Here is a 14,971-nt window from a genome sequence, read left to right on the forward strand (position 1 = left end):
TTATGAGAATACTTTCAATTCATATTTATGGGTATGGTAAAATAATCGATCAAAAATTTGATCTCGACCATGACTTCATTCAGATTTTTGGGGAGAATGAAGCGGGTAAATCGACGATGATGTCATTTATTCACTCAGTATTATTCGGCTTCCCTAAACGTAGTGAGGGTGAGCCGAGAAGAGAACCGAGACTTGGAAATGCGTACGGTGGTAGAATTCAGATTCAATTTGAAGATGAAACAGCGCCTATTGAAATTGAACGTATTAAAGGTAATCGTGCGATTGGTGATGTTGTTGTTTACATGCCAGACGGTTCAACACGAGGTGACGAATGGTTAACTAAGAAACTTAACTATATTGATAAGGCAACATTCCGTTCTATTTTTAGCTTCGATGTTCTTGGTTTACAGGATATTAACAAGAACTTGACAGAAAAAGACTTACAAGATTACCTTCTGCGTGCAGGTGCTCTTGGCTCGAATAAGTATGAAGACATGCTAGATGCAATAAATAAAGAGCTAGACCGTATCTATAAGAAAAACGGTATAAAACCTGAGTTAAATCAAGAGCTTGAACAGATTCGTATAATTAATGAAAAAATTGCACAGTTTAAGGAATATGAGGATGAGTACAAGTCACTTGTATCAGAGCAACACAAAATAATAGAGAACATAAACGTTAAAAAACATGGTGTCTACACATTAAATCAAGCTTTAGAAGAAAAAATGAAAGACATTCTTTATCACAGCGAAATTAAAGAATGGAAAGAATTAGAAGCAAAGCTTGATGTCGAACCTATTGAGTTCCCTGAAAAGGGGATAGAGCGATATGAAGCACTGAAAAATCACTTAATCAACGGGAAGAAAGATGTAGAGTTACGTGAGGAAAAACTTCAAGCGTTAATTCGTGAAGAGCGTCAACTCGATCTTCCGGAAGATGAGGACATCAATACACTAGAAAATATATTGAAACAAGAGCCTGATATCAAGCATAAGCGATTGGAAATCGAGAGGCTTCAAGTTGAAGTAAGCAAGAATGAAGAACAAATTCATGCCCTTATGAATGATATTGGTTGGCAAGAAGAACATGTTGACGTCGATGATTCAAACATCGTGAGAGAAAACGTGCAATCACTGCTTTCTAAATATGATGAAACAAAACTACAGAACCAATTTTACTCTAAAGAGATCGATCACTTAAAAGCCAACATGAAGCAGATAGAAGAAGAGATTTCTACTTTAGAGAATAAGCAGTTATCCGATTCACAGATGAGAGCAAAGAAAGAAATAATGGATCTCGAATTTGAACTTAAAGAAAAAGAACGTATGTATACGCTCATTGAACGTGATTATGAGCGTGAGAAAAAAGAGCGAGATAAGCGTAACAAGCTACAAAGCACATTGATTATTTCAATTAGCACCGTTCTAACCATCGTTGGAATCTTGTATTTTATCCTAAGAAGCGAGTATACCTTTGGTTCATTATTTTTAGTCATTGGATTGTTATCGTTATTATTGCTGAAACTTGGTAAAAGAGAAGAGACGGATTCACTGAAAACGGATTACGAAGAAGAAGTGAATACATTAAAAGATAAAATTAACGAAATCAGTGGCGCGCACGACGTTAATTTTGACTTCTATGATGCAAAAGATAGAAACACAGAACTTAAGAATCTAATTTCTAAACGTATCACGAACTCAGTTAAGCTCGAGGATCTTGAAGAAACTCTCGCGATTTCTGACAGTTCAATTGACCAGCTAAACTTAGACTTATCAAGAGTCAAAGAGAAGCTAAGAGTGTCTGAGGAAATCGAGAATGGACAAATTAACGCTATCATTTATACGATTCGTGACATCAAACAACTTAGGCGTATGATTGATAAAGACAAGGTAAAAGTAGCGCAATTAGATAGCGATCTTGAAAAATTTAGTTTGGATACAAAAGAGAAAATCAAGAACCTAAATATTGACTTCCACATTAACTCGATTTTCTATGAAGCTAAACTTCTCTTAGATAAAATGAGAAAAACTCGAGATACTTACATGAATTTAAGAGACCAAATTAACCTTTTTGAAAATGAAGTAGGGGTCATCAAGAATAGAAATTTTGTTTCTGAGCAAGAAATGATTAAGCTACTTGATTTTGTAAATGCGAGCGATGAAGACGAGTACTACTACTACGGCAGAATGCACAATGAATATAAAAATAATGAAAATAGATTTAAAGAGCTTAGCGTGAAACTTGAAGAAGAGCATTACGATCAGAATAAGAGAACGATGCTCGCGAATTTCTTAACCGCAGATTTAAAGGCAGAAGAAACACGCATGCGTGAAACAATTAACTCTTATCAAGAACAGATTGATGAAGAACAATCGCAACTCGCTAAAGTAAACCAAGAGATAAATTATCTTGAAAAAGATGGGCAACTATCTGATCTAAATCATCAATTTGAAATTGAGAAAAACCAAATTGAAGTCAATGCGATGGATTACATGTCACTCATGTACATCAAGAATCTAATTGAGGCACATATCAAAGCCATCAAGGATGAGCGTTTACCAATCGTTGTTGAAGAAGCCCGTTCGATTTTTGAAAATATCACAAAAGGACGCTATATCGATGTGATGTACGACAACAATGTCCTCAAAGTAAAACATTCGAACGGTCAGATTTTTGACCCATCAGAAATTTCTCAATCAACTAAAGAGTTGCTATATATTTCTCTTAGAATCAGCTTGATAAAAGCTTTAAAAAGCTATTATCAACTACCGATAATTATAGATGATGCATTTGTACACTTCGACGAAGTACGTACTAAAACGATTCTGAATTATTTCAGAACAAACATAGATGACCAAGTACTCTTCTTTACTTGTAAATTAGAGAAGAGCATACCGTCACAAGATACAATTATTTTAAAAGAAAAAATAAGGAGGTAAATGTGATGACAAATATTTCATCACTCGGCCCTGGTGATAGTGTCGAATCATTTTATCTTGTAAAGAGAGCACAAGATGGTGTAACACAACAAGGTAAACCATACATGACATTAATATTGTCTGATAAAACAGGTGAACTTGATTCAAAATTATGGACAGTCACTCCTGAAGAAATAGAAGCATTAAAAGCCGCTGATCTTGTTAAGGTTAGGGGAGAGGTTATCAACTATCGTGGTAATAATCAAATGAAGATTTTACAAATTCGTCCAGCAACAGAAGAAGATGGACTTGTAATTCAAGACTTCATGGTGGAGGCACCGATCGATGCAGATGAGTTGTATGACAGAATTTTTGATTACTCATTAAAGATTACGAATGCAAATTTACAAAGGATTACGAGAGGCCTTTTAACTAAGTATAAGAAGGAATTTTCAACATTTCCAGCAGCAATGACAAATCACCATGATTTCGTGTCAGGACTCGCGTACCACGTATACACGATGCTGAAGCTTGGTGAGTCATTGTGTGATATTTACCCAACACTTGACAGAAACTTATTATATGCAGGAATAATTCTGCATGACATCGGTAAGGTGAAAGAGCTCTCAGGCGCACTAAACACGTCATACACTGTTGAAGGTAACCTGATTGGGCATATCGTAATCGCTACAGAAGAAATCAATGAGATTGCAAGAGAACTTGATTTAGAGGGAGAAGAAATTTTACTTCTAAAACATGTAATCTTAGCGCACCATGGTAAATTAGAGTATGGTTCTCCAAAAGAGCCGATGCTACCTGAAGCGGAAATGTTGAACTTTATCGACAACATAGATGCAAGAATGATGATGATGAATAAACACATTGAACAGATAAAACCAGGAGAATTTACAAGACGAATCTTCCCGCTAGATGGCAGAATGTTTTATAGAAGAGAAGAAGAATAATTTGATCCCCTTAAGTTGGAATTAAAATCCTACTTGAGGGGATTTTTATGTATTTAAATTTTTCAGAAAAAAATCACGATTCCATAAAAGAATCGTGATCTCTAATTATTTAAATTATTTTTTCTCTTCAGGTGCTTCTTGATTGATGAGTTGATCAACTTGTTTCTTGATGTCTTCGTTAGTGAATTTTACTTCATATTCATCTAATAGATCTTTGTAGAATTCTACAACTTTGTTTTGGTTCTCTTGTAGTTTTTGTTGAACCATAGTTTGTCTTGCGCTTGAAATTTCTTCATCTGAAAGATCTTCTTTTTTAGTGTCTTGACGTTTGATTACGTGGTAACCAAATTGTGTCTTAACAACGTCAGAAATTTCACCTGGTTCTAATTCATATAAAGCTTTTTCAAATTCTGGAACCATCTGTCCTTTAGTAACAAGGCCAAGGTCTCCACCTTGATCTGCACTACCATCATCCGAGTATTCTTTGGCTAGTTCGCCGAAGTCTTCTCCGTCTTTAGCTTTCTTAATTACCTCATCAATTTTCTTCTTAGCGTCTTCGTCTTTCATTCCGCCTTGTTCTGCACCAACTTTAACTAAAATATGTTGTGCTTTTACAGCATCTTTAAGTGCAGCGTCATCAGTTATCTCAAATTTTTCTGCAAAGTACCTGTTGTGAAGTGCGTTTGCAATTTTGTTTGCTTTATATTTTTCAATCGTCATACCTGGCTGAGTTTGAGCTAAGATTTGACTAAATTGCTGCTCGCCACCGTAGTTTTCGATTTCTTTATCAACCTGTTTAGAAATTTCGTCTACGTTAATTTCATCTTTGTATTTGTCCTCTAAAACTTTGTTTAAAGTAAGCTCAAATGTTTGGTTCGCGACTTCAGTCGTACCAATTGAGTTAAGTATGTCATCTACTGTTACATCCCCAGCTTTACTTTCAGCAAGTACATTATCATACTTTATTTCTTTGTCACTGCTTGATTCTTTCTTGTCATCTGAATTATCAGTTCCACACGCTGCTAAAACGAGTAGTGAAGATAAAGATGCGCTCATAAGTAACTTCTTCATTCGCTAAAACTCCTTATTATTGAAATACAAAATTTAATATAGCATAAAAAAATAAATGATGCACAGAATTGTACATCACTCATCTTATTCTGATAGTTTCTTCTCTATTTTAGAAACCCGACTATTAATATCATCTACACCTGTTTTTAGGTTATCTACATTAGGTTCAATATCTTGTTGGAAGTTTGACACGAGCGTCTTAACCTCATCTACAAGTTCTCCAATATTAGAAGTCTCATGTTTTGCACGTAATACTGAATTTTTAATGTTACCAATTTCTTCTTTGATTTGATTAGAAGCGGATTTAATTGTGCTAGAACCATCTGTAAATGAAGACTGTAAGTCTTTACCAGACTTTGGCGCGTTTAACAAAGCAAGTACTAAACCACCCACTGTTCCAACTACAAAACCGACTAAAATATTCTTAAATTTCATAAGTGTTCACATCCTCATTAAATGTTTACCCTAAAGTGAGAAAATTAAGCATCAAAATTACTTTTAATTTCTTCTGCAACCTTAGCTTTTTCATCATCCGTTAAAGCTGGTAATTCATCCCATTTAAATCCAAAACCATCATGCTCGTCTTTGTAACGGGGTATTAGGTGAAAGTGGATATGGAATACTGATTGTGAGGCAAAAGCACCGTTATTTTGAAGTACGTTTAAACCTTCTGGTTGGTAAGTTATGCGCAGTGCCCGCGCAACTTTAGATATAGCTTCCATAACTTTTGCACCAGATTCTGGTGAAAGTTCGTAAATGTTTTCTACTTTAACTTTAGGAACGACTAGCGTGTGTCCTTTAGCCACAGGAAATGCGTCTAAAAATGCGATAACATCGTCATCCTCGTAAAGAATGTTTGCCGGAATGTCTCTGTTGATGATCATTTCAAATATTGATTTTTCACTCATTGTTATACCTCTTTCGTTTGATGTGATATATTTAAAATACATTATACATGATTATTTTGAAAGATGTGGAAGCTATGATACTCGAATTAAAAGACGTAACTGGTGGATATTCAAAAACACCAGTGATTCATAATATAGACTTTAATATTAAAGAAGGCGAAATTGTTGGACTCATCGGATTAAATGGGGCAGGGAAAAGCACAACAATTAAGCATATTTTAGGGCTCTTGCAGCCACATTCTGGACGCATTGAAGTACTAGGTAAATCAATTACAAACATTAAAGACCAAGCACGCACTCATATGACATATATTCCAGAATCACCGATCCTATATGAAGAGCTAACACTCCGAGAGCATATTCATATGACGGCTATGGCGTATGGGATAGATGAACAAACGATAATGAAACGTGCAGATGGACTACTGGATCTCTTTAGGCTCAAGAAGGAACTCGATAAATTCCCGACACACTTCTCTAAAGGTATGAAGCAAAAAGTAATGTTGATTTGTGCATTCGTCGTTCAACCGGAACTATATATTATTGACGAACCTTTCCTGGGCCTGGACCCGATTGGTATTGAGTCACTCATAAACTTAATGGTTGAAGAGAGAAGTAATAATCGATCGATTCTTATGAGTACTCATATTTTATCTACAGCTGAACGTTATTGTGACAGATATATCATCATTCATGATGGCCGAAAAATAGCGGACGGTACAATCGATGACCTTAGAGAACAAACAGGTCTTAAGAATGGGACATTAGATAGCGTATATTTAAAGCTCACAGGTGGCGATTCTCATGTTTCGTAACATTTTCAAGACCCGTATGGACCACGATATTAAGTTACGTGCGTACTACTCAAAGTATATTTTTAATAGCCACTTTATACTTTTTTTATCAATTGCGGCAGGGGTGTTGCTATACACACTTTTAGGCCTTAAAGAAAATCTCGCAGGTAATATATACGTGGATCTCGTTGCGGCAATCCTGATGAGTGTTGCTATCATACCAGTTTATAGAAGTCTTTTAAAAGAAGCAGATGTTATATTTTTAACACCATTAGAAAAGGAATTAGACGACTATTTTATGTCTTCTAAAATTTATTCATTTATACTCGGAATACCTGTACCATTCGTTGTCAGTGCAATAGCGTTTATACTATTAATTATCAACCATAGTGTAGAGAATTCACTCATCATTATATTCACGTTTTACTTGATGGTTATCGGTGTATTCACACTAAAAGTACTCGCAGTGAATTCTAATATTAGTCCGACCGCCATTGTTTATATGTTTATGATTATAAACACAATACTTCTGTTCTTACAGATGCAAAATATGATGTTAATCATACTAGGTATATTAATATACCTAGTAGCATTCATTATTTTAAAGAAAAAAACACGTTCTAGTATAGATTGGTTAGCACAAATCGATCATGAGAAACAAGAACAAAACCGTTTTGATACGATTATCTCTATGTTTGCGAACGTATCTAAACGAAATAAAACATTTAAAAGACGTCCGTATTTTGATGTTTTAATGAAGAAACAATTCATCAAACACTACGACCAAGACCATATGTATGATTATCTCTTCCATAGAAGTTTTTTAAGAGACTTTGACTTACCTATGATTATGATACGACTGTTCATATTATGTAGTATCTTTATTATATGGATGAGTAATCTATATATCAGCATTATATTTATTTTATTTGTACTATACATTATGATTCTTCAACTACAAGGACTATATACAGCACAAGCATATCTATTATGGCCGAAAATCTGGCCGGTGAGTCGTGAAAAAATTAGAAACTCATACATTAGATATTCTAAAAAGTTGATCATAGTTATTTCTATATTTTTTATAATTGTTTTTATTAGCATACATCCTGCTGAGTTCTATATCGCAATCATATTCCCGATATGGGCACTCTTGATTAACAAAGTATTTTCTAAAAATGTATACAAAAAAGAAGAAGCTCTAAGTGATTAAATCACTTAGAGCTTGTTTTAATAGTTATCCTCAAGTTCATTCATTTGTTCACGATATTCATGTAGTGAGAAATATAGTTTAGTTGAGATGTAATCTTGGAACATCGCTTCAATGTTTTGGAATTGTTTAAGAACGTCCATAGTTAAATAATTTTTAAATGTATCGGAGTCTTTAAAGTCATGATATGCACTAAGTTCTACAAAGCTAAGTAGTACAAGATAGTTCTCTCCATCAATATTTTGAGAAATTCTAAATGCATTTAACCCTCTAGCTTGTTTTAATTTTTCAGCAAAGTCAGATAGGTGAGAGATAATCGTGCTTTTCCCTGTACCATATGCTGGAATGTGATATACAGCAAGTGGTAACTTGTCGTTAAGTTCACCCATAGAATTAATCACTTTATATGATCGCTTCGTTTTAAACATAGATTCGTTGTTTGAGTCTTCGTAATATAAGACTGCATTTTCACCATTCGCCTGGAAGTATAAGTTATCGTGCTCTTTGAAAATGGTATCTAGATAGTTGATTGTACCTGTTGTGCTGTGAATATACATTTTAGTCACCTCTATAATATTGTAATACGATTTGTTATTAGTATATCCTTAATGTGACCCTTCTCAAACATTTTAATTTTTGAACTAACTATGACATTTCATTCACAAGTTAAAATCATTCCAATTATTATGATAAAATTAAAATTAATAATTTGAAATTGGAGGCAACAATTGTGTTTAATGATACGATTTTAAGAGCTGCTAGAGGAGAAAAAACAGATTATACTCCTGTTTGGTTCATGAGACAGGTCGGACGTTCTCAACCTGAATATAACAAGGTAAAAGAAAAATATTCGCTTATAGAGATAACAAAACAACCAGAACTTACTGCCTATTTAACTGCGACACCAGTTGAAAACTATAACGTTGATGCGGCTATTTTATATAAAGATATTATTTCACCGCTCTCTCCAATGGGGGTAGATGTCGATATTGTATCAGGTGTGGGGCCTGTGATCCAAAATCCAATTCGCACACTTAGTGACGTTGAACAGTTAAAAGAAATCGATCCATATAAAGATCTCGATTATATATATAAAACAATTGAAATCTTAGTCAAAGAAAAACTAAACGTACCACTTATTGGTTTCTGTGGGGCACCGTTTACTGTAGCAAGCTATATGATTGAAGGTGGACCAACGCGTCATTATCATAAGACAAAATCAATGATGTATAATGATGAAAAAACATGGTTTGCATTAATGGATAAGCTCACAGAAATGAGCATTGTTTACTTAAAAGCACAAGTAGAGTCTGGTGCTAAAATGATTCAAATCTTCGATTCTTGGGCAGGTGCTTTAGACAAGAGAGATTATGAGTACTACCTAGGTGATTCTATGCGCAGAATTATTAGTGAAACTAAAAAATTAGGTGTACCAGTCATTTTATTCGGTATTGGTGCAAGTCATCTGTTGCCAGAGTGGAACACACTTGGAACAGATGTTATCGGGTTAGACTGGAGAACATCGATCAAAGAAGCACGAGATCTAGGTATTACAAAAGCACTGCAAGGTAATCTAGACCCAGCACTTTTATTATCAGATTGGGAAGTTATCGAAAAACGTGCGAAAGAAATTTTAGATCAAGGACAAAGCAAAGGACACATCTTTAACTTAGGGCATGGTGTATTCCCAGATGTCAAGCCTGAAACGCTCAAAAGATTAACTGAATATGTACATTCATACTCGAAAGGACAGTTTTAATTATGGCTAAAAAAGCATTACTTGTTATGGCATATGGCACACCATACAAAGAGTCTGATATTTTACCGTATTACACACATATCAGACACGGGAGACAACCTTCTGACGAGGCGTTGCAAGATTTAAAAGAACGCTATGAGGCAATTGGTGGAATCTCACCATTAGCAGATACTACTGAGCGTCAAGCACGTGCACTTTTAAATAAATTAAATGAGCAATCGGATGATGAGTACGAGTTATTTATCGGGTTAAAGCATATTCACCCATTTATTGAAGATGCAGTTGCAGATATTCACGAAGCAGGCATCAAAAATATCGATACGATTGTTCTTACGCCACATTACTCAGCTTTTTCTGTACAGACATACAATGATCGTGCGAAAGAAGAAGCTGATAAGTATGGAATAACAGTTAAGTCAGTTATTGACTTTTATCGTGATGAGAATTTCATAGACTATTGGGTTGAACAAGTTGAAAATACACTGAACAAAATTGATGTAGAAGAGCATAAAGATACAGCCATTATCGTATCTGCGCATTCCTTACCAGAAAAACTTATTACTAAAAACAACGATCCATATCCGGATCAATTAAAAGAAACGATGGAATTAATTCGCGCACGTGTAAACAAAGGGAATTATCATGTCGGATGGCAATCTGAAGGAAACACGCCTGACCCATGGCTTGGACCAGACGTACAGGACTTAACAGAAGACCTTTATAACAAATATAAGTATAAGCATTTTGTTTATCTACCACTTGGTTTCGTGTGTGAACATTTAGAAGTACTATATGATAATGACTATGAATGTAAGGTTGTCACTGACAAAGTTGGTGCAACGTATCACAGACCTCCGATGCCAAATACGGATGATAGATTTATTCAAGCAATGGTCAATGAAATTTTAAAACTGTAAGGTAGGCGAGAGTTATGAAAAAGGTCGCTATTGTTGGAGCGGGTATCACAGGACTTTCTGCTGCATATTACTTATCCAAAGCAGGTGCATCCGTTGATGTGTTTGAAGCGTCTGATCATATCGGTGGTAAGATAAAAACATACCGAAAAGATGGATATGTCATAGAACTCGGTCCAGAATCCTATATTAGTAGAAAACAATCCCTAACTGACCTTGCTAAAGAGATTGGTATGGAGTCACATCTCGTTCGAAATGAAACTGGACAGGCTTATATTTATACAAAAAGAGGTCTGACAAAAGTACCAAAAGGAACAATGCTAGGTGTACCTACAACGTTAACCTCATTTTTAAAGACAGATTTATTGTCACCACTTGGAAAAGCGAGAGGTTTGATAGACTATGTTAGACCACCTGTTAAGATGAATCGAGATTTATCTGCTGGACAATTTTTTAGAAAGCGTCTCGGCAATGAAATCACCGAAAATATGATACAACCGCTACTTTCAGGTGTGTATTCAACGGACATCGATGAAATGAGCTTGATGTCCACATATCCATTTTTCAAGACACAAGAAGAGAAATATAGAAGTTTAATTAAGGGCATGTTTCATCAAACTTCTTCTGGTAAGACTGGAGAATCAAAAAAGCAACTGAATAACAAACAAGGTATGTTCTTTCAATTTAAAGGCGGTCTAGAATCATTTATTGACCGACTTGTATTCAGTGCAAAGGCAGCTGGAGCGATCATTGAAAAAGAATCTCCAGTTAAGCGTATTGAACCAGTAGAAAACGGATATCGTGTTACAGTCAATGGTAAAACTGAATTATATGATGAAGTAATTGTTACGACAATGCATCATGCCTATAAAAATTTTCTGGATATTAAGGAACTGGAATACTTTAAACATATGAAATCTACAACGGTGGCAAATATAGTGATGGCCTTTAATCAATCACAAGTACGAAATAATCTAGATGGAACTGGATTTGTAATTAGTCGAAATGCAGGAACGTCGATCACTGCGTGTACTTGGACAAATAAGAAATGGGCACACTCGACGCCTGAGGGAAAGGCACTCTTGAGGTTATATATTGGTAAACCAAATGATAGAGAGCTGAATAGGCTTATCAACAAAGGAACAGATGCCGAAATAATTAGAAGAGCACGTAATGATCTCGATAAAATTATGAATATAGAGGGCGAACCAGAATTTTCTATTGTTACACGCATGCCAAATTCGGCGCCGAACTATTTGGTCGGTCATAAAGATATCATTGATTCAATTCATGACGAGATCGATAAAAACTATAAAGGGCTTCACATCATTGGCGCACCACATTATGCAGTAGGTCTACCGGACTGTGTGAAAACAGCAAAAGTTACTGCGGATAAAATTATGAGAGTACATGAGTACTAAAAATCATCCTAAGTCTTGTATAATAGACTTAGGATATTTTTATGGAGGAATATATAATGAAGTTTATTTCAAACAATAACATTACAGATCCGATGATCAATCTGGCAATGGAAGAGTATGTATTAAGAGAAATTCCAACCGATGATTCATATTTTTTATTTTATATCAATGCACCTTCCATCATCATAGGTAAGAACCAAAATACCATTGAAGAAATTAACGAACCTTACACACGTGAAAAAGGAATTAAAGTGGTGCGTCGTGTAAGTGGTGGTGGAGCAGTTTACCATGATCTTGGCAACTTGAACTTTAGCTTCGTAACTGAAGATGATGGAAATAGTTTCCATAATTTTAAAAAATTCACACAGCCAATCGTTGAAGTTCTCAATGACATGGGTGTAAAAGCTGAACTTGTCGGTCGTAACGACATCGAAGTTGAAGGAAAAAAAATCTCTGGTAACGCAATGGTTTCAATCAAAGGACGCATGTTCTCACATGGAACAGTTATGGTAAACAGCGATTTAAATGAAGTTCAAAATGCACTTAAAGTAAACCCGAAAAAGATTGAATCTAAAGGAATTAAATCTGTACGTGCAAGAGTCGGGACTGTAAGTGACTTCCTTGACGAGCCACTAGATCTTGAAGTTTTTAAAGAGAAAATTTTAGAAAAGATTTTCGGAAGTAAAGCAGAGATTGAAGAATACAAACTAACAGATGAAGACTGGGATAAGATTATGACCTTATCTAAAGAAAAGTACCAGACATGGGACTGGAACTTCGGTAAGAATCCTCATTACAATTACGATGCGTCACATAAATTTGCTGCGGGTCTTTTAGACGTTCGACTGGAAGTGAAAAAAGGTAAAATTGAACATGCAAAAATCTTTGGTGACTTCTTCGGTATCGGAGAAGTATCCGATATTGAAGAAAAGTTAATAGGTGTAGAGCATACGTATGAGCATATGGATGAGGCGTTAAGAGATTTAGATATCAGTCATTATCTAGGAAAAATTACAAGAGATGAATTTTTAACGTTAATTTCATAAAAAATAGGGTAAAGTTAAGACAAACCTTTTTAAAGGTTTGTCTTTTTTAATTTGAGGAGGAAATTTATGTGAATAATTCACAGGAGAGACAAGAACTAGATAGTACCATGTCGAAGAGATTTGTCTGGGCAATTGCCTATGGATCTTCCATTGGATGGGGTGCGTTTATCTTACCAGGGGATTGGTTATCATCATCAGGTACATTGGGTGCTTCTTTAGGTATCCTCATTGGTGGATTATTGATGTTAGTAATTGCGGTTAGTTACGGAGCATTAACAGCAAAGTTCCCCGTGTCCGGTGGAGAGTTTGCATTTACTTATGTCGGATTTGGTAAGTATGTGAGCTTTATAGCTTCATGGTTCTTAGTGTTTGGATACTTATGTGTTGTTGCATTGAACGCATCTGCATTCAGCTTAATGTTTAAGTTTATTTTACCGGACTTTCTTGAAATCGGTTACTTATATACAATCGCTGGCTGGGATGTATACATCATGGAAGTGATACTTTCTACAATAATTTTAATTGTATTCGCAATCATCAGTACAAAGGGATCAGGGTTATCTGGTAATTTACAATTTATTTTCTGTCTATTCATGGCAATTGTAGTGACACTGTTATTCCTAGTGTCATTCTTTGTGGGAGATTTTTCATTTGAAAATGCGAAGCCACTATTCAATGAATCAAACGGCATATGGAAATCGATTATTTTAATCGTTGCGATTGCACCATGGATGTTTGTAGGATTCGATAACATACCTCAAGCTGCAGAAGAATTTAAATTTAATGCCAATTATACATTTAGACTGATCGTATTTGGAATTATAGCAAGTATTATTACCTATGTTGCGATGATTTTAGTGACATCTTGGATCTATCCTTACGAAGGAATGATTGATGGTTCTTCTTGGATGACGGGTTCAGTCGTTAATTCATCTATGGGTGTAATCGGTATCATATTCTTAGCGCTTGCGATCTCATTTGGAGTATTTACTGGGTTAAATGGATTCTTTTTATCTTCATCACGTTTATTATTTGCTTTAGGACGTGCGCACTTTGTGCCAGAAATTTTTGCGAAGTTACACAAGAGAACAAACACACCACATTATGCGATTGGATTTGTAATGATTATTTGCTTAGCTGGACCTTGGTTGGGTAGAACTGCACTGAACTGGATTGTAGACATGTCGAGCGTAGGTGTATCTATTGCATTTTTAGCGACATGTATGGTGGCTGTAAAGTTATTTAGCAAAAAAGAAAACAAAAATCTATTTTATGTTGTGTTCGGTGTATTTGGAGCGATAATTTCATTCATCTTTTTATTACTGTTACTTGTACCAACATCACCTGCATCACTATCAGGACCTTCGTATATTGCTTTACTCGTATGGGCAGTGATCGGACTTGTGTTCTTCCTGTTACAGTTTAAAAAATTAAAGTCTTTCTCTAAAGAAGAATTAGACTACCTGATATTAAATGAAACGAGTGAAAATATAAAAGCAAAATAGAAAATTACTTGAAAGAAAGGACACTCATTAGTTGTGTGTCCTTTTTTGTTTTTTTATAACAGCAGGAGAGTCGTATTCTTATGAAAAAGTAATGGGAACTTAAAGTTCAAACAAGGACATTTAAAAATAAAAAACACAAGATACATAATGTTCTTGTGTTTTAAAGCTCATTTAAAAGGTCAGTATATTTAATAAAAGTTTCTTTATCTTTAACTATTAAAGCAGTTTCGATTTTTTCATTATATAGTTCCCTGTAGTACGCTTTAATAGAATCTTGCAGCACCATATCTGATGATAGATCGTTAATGGCATCGAGGAATGCGCGCTTCTGGCTCAATATATTAATTGTTCTTTTCTCCATGTGGACGTCCTCCTATCTAATATGTTTGATTTTATAGTATATATACCTATATCGTCAAGCTTATAAACTAAATTTTCTAAAAATTAAATTCAATTAATA

General features: G+C 35.0%; 14 protein-coding genes. 9 read left to right on the forward strand and 5 right to left on the reverse strand.

Annotated features, from left to right (window positions below; translation table 11 throughout):
* Positions 1-2: 2 nt before the first annotated feature.
* Both H9D55_RS07605 and yhaM read left to right on the forward strand, forming a co-directional pair.
* On the forward strand, positions 3-2,939 hold the full coding sequence (locus tag H9D55_RS07605; RefSeq protein WP_186078283.1) for an ATP-binding protein: 2,937 nt from the start codon (positions 3-5) through the stop codon (positions 2,937-2,939).
* A 5-nt stretch (positions 2,940-2,944) separates the two neighbouring features.
* Complete coding sequence (gene yhaM, locus H9D55_RS07610; RefSeq protein WP_186078284.1) at positions 2,945-3,883, forward strand: 3'-5' exoribonuclease YhaM; 939 nt, start codon at positions 2,945-2,947, stop codon at positions 3,881-3,883.
* Positions 3,884-3,997: 114 nt separating this feature from the next.
* On the opposite strand, the gene H9D55_RS07615 is transcribed toward yhaM, so the two are convergent.
* From H9D55_RS07615 to H9D55_RS07625, 3 genes are all read right to left on the reverse strand, one after another.
* A complete protein-coding gene (locus H9D55_RS07615) occupies positions 3,998-4,954 on the reverse strand; it encodes a peptidylprolyl isomerase (RefSeq protein WP_186078285.1) in 957 nt (318 codons plus the stop codon).
* An 84-nt stretch (positions 4,955-5,038) separates the two neighbouring features.
* Entirely contained in the window at positions 5,039-5,389 is a 351-nt protein-coding gene (locus H9D55_RS07620) for a YtxH domain-containing protein (RefSeq protein WP_186078286.1), read from the reverse strand.
* 44 nt (positions 5,390-5,433) lie between these two features.
* On the reverse strand, positions 5,434-5,862 hold the full coding sequence (locus H9D55_RS07625) for an HIT family protein (RefSeq protein WP_186078287.1): 429 nt from the start codon (positions 5,860-5,862) through the stop codon (positions 5,434-5,436).
* 74 nt (positions 5,863-5,936) lie between these two features.
* Between H9D55_RS07625 and H9D55_RS07630 the strand changes: the two genes are divergently transcribed.
* The gene (locus tag H9D55_RS07630; protein ID WP_186078302.1) at positions 5,937-6,677 is read left to right on the forward strand and encodes an ABC transporter ATP-binding protein; all 741 of its coding nucleotides are present in this window, start codon (positions 5,937-5,939) and stop codon (positions 6,675-6,677) included.
* Positions 6,667-7,869 carry an ABC transporter permease gene (locus tag H9D55_RS07635; protein WP_186078288.1) on the forward strand — a complete coding sequence of 401 codons (1,203 nt, stop codon included), beginning with the start codon at positions 6,667-6,669 and terminating at the stop codon, positions 7,867-7,869. The genes H9D55_RS07630 and H9D55_RS07635 overlap by 11 nt, the downstream gene beginning before the upstream one ends.
* A 17-nt stretch (positions 7,870-7,886) precedes the next feature.
* Here H9D55_RS07635 and H9D55_RS07640 read toward each other — a convergent pair whose 3' ends face one another.
* A complete protein-coding gene (locus H9D55_RS07640) occupies positions 7,887-8,423 on the reverse strand; it encodes a hypothetical protein (RefSeq protein ID WP_186078289.1) in 537 nt (178 codons plus the stop codon).
* Positions 8,424-8,596: 173 nt separating this feature from the next.
* On the opposite strand from H9D55_RS07640, the gene hemE reads away from it, so the two are divergent.
* The 5 genes from hemE to H9D55_RS07665 all read left to right on the forward strand — a co-directional run bounded on the left by hemE (position 8,597) and on the right by H9D55_RS07665 (position 14,511).
* Positions 8,597-9,625 carry a uroporphyrinogen decarboxylase gene (gene hemE, locus H9D55_RS07645; RefSeq protein WP_186078290.1) on the forward strand — a complete coding sequence of 343 codons (1,029 nt, stop codon included), beginning with the start codon at positions 8,597-8,599 and terminating at the stop codon, positions 9,623-9,625.
* 2 nt (positions 9,626-9,627) lie between these two features.
* On the forward strand, positions 9,628-10,542 hold the full coding sequence (gene hemH / locus H9D55_RS07650; protein WP_186078292.1) for a ferrochelatase: 915 nt from the start codon (positions 9,628-9,630) through the stop codon (positions 10,540-10,542).
* Positions 10,543-10,556: 14 nt separating this feature from the next.
* Complete coding sequence (gene hemY, locus H9D55_RS07655) at positions 10,557-11,960, forward strand: protoporphyrinogen oxidase (RefSeq protein WP_186078294.1); 1,404 nt, start codon at positions 10,557-10,559, stop codon at positions 11,958-11,960.
* 56 nt (positions 11,961-12,016) lie between these two features.
* Positions 12,017-13,006 carry a lipoate--protein ligase gene (locus H9D55_RS07660; protein ID WP_186078296.1) on the forward strand — a complete coding sequence of 330 codons (990 nt, stop codon included), beginning with the start codon at positions 12,017-12,019 and terminating at the stop codon, positions 13,004-13,006.
* A 62-nt stretch (positions 13,007-13,068) separates the two neighbouring features.
* On the forward strand, positions 13,069-14,511 hold the full coding sequence (locus tag H9D55_RS07665) for an APC family permease (protein WP_235963146.1): 1,443 nt from the start codon (positions 13,069-13,071) through the stop codon (positions 14,509-14,511).
* Positions 14,512-14,671: 160 nt separating this feature from the next.
* Here H9D55_RS07665 and H9D55_RS07670 read toward each other — a convergent pair whose 3' ends face one another.
* A complete protein-coding gene (locus tag H9D55_RS07670) occupies positions 14,672-14,872 on the reverse strand; it encodes an IDEAL domain-containing protein (protein ID WP_186078298.1) in 201 nt (66 codons plus the stop codon).
* Positions 14,873-14,971 lie beyond the last annotated feature (99 nt).

This window comes from Phocicoccus pinnipedialis (genome assembly GCF_903994035.1).
Taxonomy (GTDB): Bacteria; Bacillota; Bacilli; order Staphylococcales; family Salinicoccaceae; genus Phocicoccus; species Phocicoccus pinnipedialis.